Raw genomic sequence first — 2,203 nt, forward strand, 5'->3', positions numbered from 1 at the left:
CACCATGAAGATTCACGAATACCAAGGCAAGGCGCTTTTGCGAGAGCGAGGGGTTCCTGTACCGCGCGGGGAGGCGGCGTACACGGTGGACGAGGCGGAGCACGCGGCGCGAGAGCTGGGCGGGCCGGTGTGGGTGGTCAAGGCGCAGATTCATGCGGGCGGGCGCGGCAAGGGCGGGGGCGTCAAGCTGGCGCGCTCGGTGGACGAGGTGCGCACGCTGGCCGGGCAGATGCTTGGCATGCAACTGGTGACGCACCAGACCGGCCCCGGCGGGCAGACCGTGCGGCGGCTGCTCATCGAAGAAGGCGCCGACATTCGCCAGGAGTACTACGCCGGGCTGGTGATCGACCGCGCCGCGCAATGCGTGGTCGTCATGGCCTCCAGCGAAGGCGGCATGGACATCGAAGACGTGGCCGCCCACACCCCCGAGAAGATCCACAAAGTCTGGGTCGACCCCCTGGGCGGGCTGCCCGAGGCCGACGCGCTGGCCCTGTGCGCCAAGATCGGCCTGCCCGAGGCCAGCCGGGCCCAGGGCGCCGCCGCCCTGCAAGGGCTGTACCGCGCCTTCTGGGACAACGACGCCTCGCTGGCCGAGATCAACCCCCTCATCGTGCAAGGCGACGGCAGCGTCAAGGCGCTGGACGCCAAGTTCAACTTCGACGACAACGCCCTGTTCCGCCACCCCGAGCTCGTGGCCCTGCGCGACCTCGACGAAGAAGACCCCGCCGAGATCGAAGCCTCCAAGCACGACCTGTCGTACATCCAGCTCGACGGCAACATCGCCTGCCTGGTCAACGGCGCCGGCCTGGCCATGGCCACCATGGACACCATCAAGCTGTTCGGCGGCGAGCCCGCCAACTTCCTCGACGTCGGCGGCGGCGCCACCGCCGAGAAGGTCACCGCCGCGTTCAAGATCATGCTGCACAACCCCCAGGTCAAAGCCATCCTGGTCAACATCTTCGGCGGCATCATGCGCTGCGACGTCATCGCCGAGGGGCTCATCGCCGCCAGCCGGGCCGTGGCCCTGAACGTGCCCCTGGTGGTGCGCATGAAAGGCACCAACGAAGACCTGGGCAAGCGCATGCTGGCCGACTCCGGGCTGCCCATCATCAGCGCCGAGACCCTGGCCGAAGCCGCCCAGAAAGTCGTCACCGCCGCGGCCTGAGCCCACATCCCCTCCGCAGTCTTTGACCCCTCATCCACATCATTCGCAAAAAGCGCAGGGCCGCCCCAAGCTTTTTGCGCTGGCCAAGCCGGCGCAAAGTATCGCAGGAGCGCAGCGACTGAAACTTTGCGACGAAAGGCTTGTATGTCCATCCTCATCGACCAGCACACCAAAGTCATCACCCAGGGCATCACCGGCAAGACCGGCCAGTTCCACACCCGCATGTGCCGCGACTACGCCCACGGGCGCGCCGCCTTCGTCGCCGGGGTCAACCCCAAGAAGGCCGGGGAGGACTTCGAGGGCATCCCCATCCACGCCAGCGTGGCCGAAGCCCGTGCGGCCACCGGGGCCACCGTCTCCGTCATCTACGTGCCGCCCCCCGGCGCGGCCGCGGCGATCTGGGAGGCGGTGCAGGCCGACCTGGACCTGGTCATCTGCATCACCGAGGGCATTCCGGTGCGCGACATGATGGAAGTGCGCGCCAGGATGCGCGCCAAGGAGGCCGCCGGCGGCAAGAAGACCCTGCTGCTGGGGCCGAACTGCCCGGGGCTGATCACGCCCGGGGAAATCAAGATCGGCATCATGCCCGGGCACATCCACCGCAAGGGGCGCATCGGCATCGTCTCGCGCTCGGGCACGCTGACCTACGAGGCGGTGGGCCAGGTCACCGAGCTGGGGCTGGGGCAAAGCAGCGCGGTGGGCATCGGCGGCGACCCCATCAACGGCCTCAAGCACATCGACGTGCTCAAGCTGTTCAACGACGACCCCGACACCGACGGGGTGATCATGATCGGCGAGATCGGCGGCCCCGACGAGGCCGAGGCGGCGCGCTGGGCCAAGGAGCACATGACCAAGCCCATCGTGGGCTTCATCGCCGGCGTCACCGCCCCGCCGGGCAAGCGCATGGGCCATGCCGGCGCCCTCATCTCGGGCGGCGCCGACACCGCCGAGGCCAAGCTCGAGGTCATGCACGCCTGCGGCTTCACCGTCACCCGAAACCCCTCCGAAATGGGCAAACTCATCCAGAAAAAATTGGGC

General features: G+C 68.2%; 2 protein-coding genes. Both read left to right on the forward strand.

The genetic code is table 11. From position 1 onward, the window contains the following. Nucleotides 1–4: 4 nt before the first annotated feature. A complete protein-coding gene (gene sucC / locus THIARS_RS17830) occupies nucleotides 5–1,165 on the forward strand; it encodes an ADP-forming succinate--CoA ligase subunit beta (protein ID WP_094159005.1) in 1,161 nt (386 codons plus the stop codon). Nucleotides 1,166–1,309: 144 nt separating this feature from the next. Further along, the coding region (gene sucD / locus THIARS_RS17835) for a succinate--CoA ligase subunit alpha (protein ID WP_094159004.1) at nucleotides 1,310–2,203 on the forward strand (894 nt) is incomplete at its 3' end.

This window comes from Thiomonas delicata (assembly GCF_900088825.1).
GTDB classification, from domain to species: domain Bacteria; phylum Pseudomonadota; class Gammaproteobacteria; order Burkholderiales; family Burkholderiaceae_C; genus Thiomonas_A; species Thiomonas_A delicata.

Coding starts and splice junctions, on each gene's coding strand:
- sucC (WP_094159005.1), top strand. CDS start 5: ATGAAGATTCACGAATACCAAGGCAAGGCGCTTTTGCGAGAGCGAGGG.